The 4,634-nt window shown below is 53.9% G+C and carries 3 protein-coding genes; all 3 read left to right on the forward strand.

Features of this window, described 5'->3' with window-relative positions; genetic code table 11:
* Nucleotides 1–31: 31 nt before the first annotated feature.
* Nucleotides 32–1,363 carry a cation:proton antiporter gene (locus B7364_RS12580; protein WP_198534238.1) on the forward strand — a complete coding sequence of 444 codons (1,332 nt, stop codon included), beginning with the start codon at nucleotides 32–34 and terminating at the stop codon, nucleotides 1,361–1,363.
* A 163-nt stretch (nucleotides 1,364–1,526) separates the two neighbouring features.
* Nucleotides 1,527–2,618, forward strand: a complete 1,092-nt coding sequence (locus tag B7364_RS12585) for a calcium:proton antiporter (RefSeq protein WP_085340392.1) — start codon at nucleotides 1,527–1,529, stop codon at nucleotides 2,616–2,618.
* Nucleotides 2,619–2,880: 262 nt separating this feature from the next.
* Nucleotides 2,881–4,239, forward strand: coding sequence for a glycoside hydrolase 5 family protein (locus B7364_RS12590; RefSeq protein WP_085340393.1), 1,359 nt, complete (start codon nucleotides 2,881–2,883; stop codon nucleotides 4,237–4,239).
* Nucleotides 4,240–4,634: the final 395 nt, after the last annotated feature.

A 4,634-nucleotide genomic window follows, 5' to 3' on the forward strand; every position in this document is an offset into this window, starting at 1 on the left:
AGTCGCAGCCAAATCTGTGCCAAATGTTTTGATGACGGACACTCTGTCAGTACCTCTACGTGACTTTGGAAACTTGGAGATCGATGCCTTTATGACCCCCCAAGAACTCAGCATTGTCTTTTTCGCCCAGTTGGCCGTGATCCTCGTCGCGTGCCGGGTGGTAGGTTGGCTTGGCAAGCGATTTTTGGGGCAGCCACAAGTCGTCGGGGAAATGATTGCAGGGGTTTGCCTAGGACCCTCCCTATTCGGTCTGCTCGCCCCGGAGTTGCAGAGCCTGATCTTTCCCAAGGAATCTCAGCCAATCCTCTTTGTCGGAGCGCAGTTGGCCGTTGGCCTCTATATGTTTATTGTCGGCCTCACGTTCGATACGTCCCATTTTGTTTCGCGCGCCAAGAGCGCGGCGGCCGTATCGATTTCAGGGATCGCCTTTCCCTTCGTTTGTGCCTTCCTGATTACGCCTTGGCTCCTGCAGACGCCCGGCCTGTTCCACGACAAGCTGGCAACCTGGGAAGCCCAACTCTTCATGGGCGCTTGTATTGCTATCACTGCCTTCCCCATGCTGGCTCGGATTATCCACGAAAAAGGCTTGAGCAAATCGCCTTTGGGTACTTTAGCGTTGTCGGCTGGGGCGATTGATGATGCCGGGGCCTGGTGCGTGCTCGCAATTGTGCTGGCCAGTTTTGGTGGCGGGCCTATGGTGGCGATTGCCGCTATTGGGGGTGCCTTCATCTTTGCCATCTTTATGGGGCTATTTGGCCGAAAGTTGACCGCCCCTTTGGCCAAGATGATGGAGCGCGACGGCGGCATCAGCGAAATCAGTCTGGCTTATGTTCTCATCGCATTTGCTTTATGCGCCTTTGCAATGGACATCGCTGGCATTCATGCCGTGTTTGGCGGCTTTGTCTTGGGCGCGGTCATGCCAAAGGGTAAGTTCTCTGAAACGCTGCGCGAAAAATTAGAGCCAGTCACCGCCGTTTTGTTGTTGCCCCTCTTCTTCACCTACTCTGGCCTGCACACCCAATTGACGTTGGTGAATACGTGGAACCTGTTTTTCATTGCTTTGGTGATCTTGGCCGTTTCCATCGCCGCAAAAGGATTGGCCTGCTATGCCGCCGCCCGGCTAACAGGGGAAGACAATCGAACCGCCATGGGTATTGGTGCTCTTATGAATGCCCGTGGATTGATGGAACTGATCATCCTAAATATCGGTTTGCAACGCGGGATTATTGAGCCTGCCCTTTTCTCGATCATGGTGGTGATGGCGATTGTGACGACACTGATGGCTGGGCCCCTGTTCGAATTGGTTTACGGCCGTCACGCGCGGGCAACGGGGCTATTACCCGAAACGACCAAGCAGACCTAGAGGGGCAGGCAGGCCCTTCAGGGTGCCACTTCGAGCTAGGGTCTTGCTACAACCAGGGCACAATGCAGCCGATCACGACTTTGTGTGTTCCGCTTAGCAGACGCGCGAGTCCGGTTGGTGCAAACTCTGATCGGTTGATTTTTGCGCTGAGTATGGACCATTCATGATCAAGACCCTCTCTTTCATCCCAAAATGGACGCTGTTAGCGCCTGTGGTGGGTTGGGCCTTGTTTGCAGCCTACATGGCCACAAATTCTCCCCATATATTGGCTGCCTTAGGACTATCCCTTTTTGGGTGTGTGCTCGCGGCAGTGCATCATGCTGAAGTAATCGCCCATAAAGTGGGTGAGCCATTTGGCACACTTCTATTTGCTGTCGCCGTTACCATCATTGAAGTTGGGCTCATCGTTTCCATTAAACTCGCCGGAGGCGAAGGTACAGAAGGGCTGGCGCGTGACACGGTCATGGCCGCCATTATGATCATCCTCAATGGCGTAATCGGCCTATGTCTTCTCTTGGGCGGGCTCCGCCACGGCGAACAAGCCTATTTGCAAACCGGAGTAAGTGCCGCTTTAGCCACGCTGGCAGCGCTTTCCATCATCACCCTCGTTTTGCCCAATTATGTGACGACAATCCCTGGCCCATTATTCGCGCCAGCCCAACTTGCGTTTGTGGGGACCGTCTCATTGGTGCTTTATGCAACCTTTGTCCTGGTTCAAACTATTCGGCACCGAGAATACTTCCTGCCCGACGAGCTAGAGCCAAGTACCACTGAGCCAACCCAAGCACCGCTGCCCTCTGATCGGCTCACAATGATTAGTGGCCTATTCTTGTTGGTCTCCTTGGTTGCAGTTGTGTGGATCGCAAAGACATTGGCACCTACCGTTGAAGGCTTGGTTGCGCTTGCCGGTGCCCCAAAGGCTATTGTGGGTGTGATCATCGCGGGTCTCGTCCTATTGCCCGAAGGAATAGCGGCGGTACGAGCTGCCCGCGCCAATCGCCTCCAGACCAGCCTCAACCTCGCGTTGGGTTCGGCTCTCGCGACGATTGGCTTGACGATTCCGGTGGTCGCAGGACTTGCGCTGATTTTTGATTGGAATTTGGCCTTAGGCCTCAATCCAACCAATACGGTCCTATTGCTGCTGACTTTGCTGGTTTCAACTTTATCGCTTTCGACCGGGCGAACGACGGTCATGCAAGGTGCTTTGCATCTTGTGCTGTTTGCAGTCTTCTTGTTCATGCTGATCGTCCCTTAGGCAAGGGGCAGAAAGAGGCCAACGCCCAGAGATTTGGCACTGTGCTGTTGGTATTTGCGCGCGAAGACTGCTCGGTAAATCGGCTCTTGCGCATCTACAATTCTCTCGTTCGAAGACTCTCTAAATTCTTGGCCAGAATGGAAGAAGCCATGATTGGCCCGGACCTATGCGAGAGCTACAGGGTTTCGACGAGCAAAATTGACAGCGCTGTTTTTATTGCCCATACATTCTGTCCTCACAGGTGATTTGTGGAGAGGCTGGCATGGTAAATCGTCGAGAATTGTCGTTTGGACTGGCCGGGGCAGGCCTGACGCTGGCTGGTCTTTCGGCGGTTAGTTTGGCTGGTTGCAGCCCTTCTTCCCGCGCCGACCAAGATTTCATCACCACCAAGGGCCAACAATTTATCAGACAAGGTAAGCCCTATTATTATGTCGGGGCCAATCTTTGGTATGCGGCTTATGCGGCCTCCCCCGATCCAGCAATTGGCAATCCTGGTCGACTTGAACGAGAGCTGGATGCAATGGCACAGCTTGGTATCACAAATTTGCGCCTCTTGGCTTCTTCTGAACTTTCTCCCCTCAAAAACTCCCTGAACCCCGCTTTCCAAACCCCGGACGGGGCTTTGAACGAAAGCCTGCTCGAAGGCTTGGACAAGGCGCTTGCCCTCCTGGCCGAGCGTGGCATGACTGGCGTGCTTTATCTGACCAATTTCTGGGAATGGTCCGGCGGACTTGGAACCTACGAGGCCTGGACCAATGGGGGCAGCTATATCGATATGAATGATCCGGCCCATCCTTGGCCTGCCTTCCCAGATTTTGTCTCGCAATTCTATGAAAACCAAGCCGCCCTCGCCAAATATGAGGCCTATGTCAAAAGCTTGGTGACACGCACCAACAGTGTCACCAATAAAGCCTATAAGGATGATCCAACGATCATGTCGTGGCAATTATGCAATGAGCCACGACCGGGTGGGACAGATGCGATCATTGCCAAACGTTTTAAGGCCTATAAGGGCTGGATCGACCGCTCCGCCGCCTTGATTAAGTCGCTTGATCCGAACCATCTGATCTGTGTTGGGCATGAAGGTCCGAAGGGTTGCAATGACGATCTGGCTTTGACCCAAACAGCCCAGGACAGCCCCAATATCGACTATACAACGGCCCATATCTGGCCGCAGAATTGGTCGTGGGCCGACCCTCAGGATTTGGAGGGCAGCTTCCCAACGGTGGCAAAAGAAACCAGGGCTTATATTGCCAATTCGGTTACCATCACCAATGCACTTAAAAAGCCGCTCGTCATCGAAGAATTTGGCTTTCCCCGCGATGAAGCCTCTTATGAGGCTGGCACCCCAACAAAATGGCGCGATCAATTCTATGATCTCATCATCAAGTCCTTGCTGGAAAGCCATCAGCGCGGCGGCGAGATTGCCGGCATCAATTTCTGGGCTTGGGGTGGGGAAGGCCGCGCCTTGCACGCCGATTATCGGATGAAGCCGAAAGAAACCGCCTATGTCGGCGATCCACCGCACGAGCCACAGGGATGGTATTCGGTGTTCGATATCGATACGTCCTCCAAAGCCCTTCTCTTGAATGCGTCACAAAAGTTGTCTGCGAGGGCGTGAAGGGCTGGACCTTGTAGGACTTTGGGAGCTGGGTTTGGGGCTCAGCTAGCGCCATCGGGTCAAGATTTTTCCGTCTAGACCCATTTTGGTGGAAACCGTGCATCACTAAAACGCATGTTGATACACAGCTCTCCCCGCCGAATAGCTGTTTTGTTCTAGAAGGCTTTGGTGCAGGCTGTGCCTGCCCCATAGGCCAAACTCAATTGTTGGTGGGCGATTTGACGCGACAAATCGCCCGATCACGCTAGAGGAAGCGGTTTGGTGGACCAAGGGGATCACCAAAGCGCGTCCAGACAAAAAACCTAACCAAAACCACTGTCGTCCCCGCCGAAGCGAAGCGCAGNAGATGCATATATGGGGAAAAGGATCCCGGATCGGCTCACGCCGTCCGGGAT

Origin of the sequence: Aquidulcibacter paucihalophilus, assembly GCF_002105465.1 — a bacterium.
Lineage (GTDB): Bacteria > Pseudomonadota > Alphaproteobacteria > Caulobacterales > Aquidulcibacteraceae > Aquidulcibacter > Aquidulcibacter paucihalophilus.

Bases quoted from the DNA above. Each gene is read 5' to 3' on its own strand.
- B7364_RS12580 (WP_198534238.1), top strand. From the start codon at position 32: ATGACGGACACTCTGTCAGTACCTCTACGTGACTTTGGAAACTTGGAG.
- B7364_RS12585 (WP_085340392.1), top strand. From the start codon at position 1,527: ATGATCAAGACCCTCTCTTTCATCCCAAAATGGACGCTGTTAGCGCCT.
- B7364_RS12590 (WP_085340393.1), top strand. From the start codon at position 2,881: ATGGTAAATCGTCGAGAATTGTCGTTTGGACTGGCCGGGGCAGGCCTG.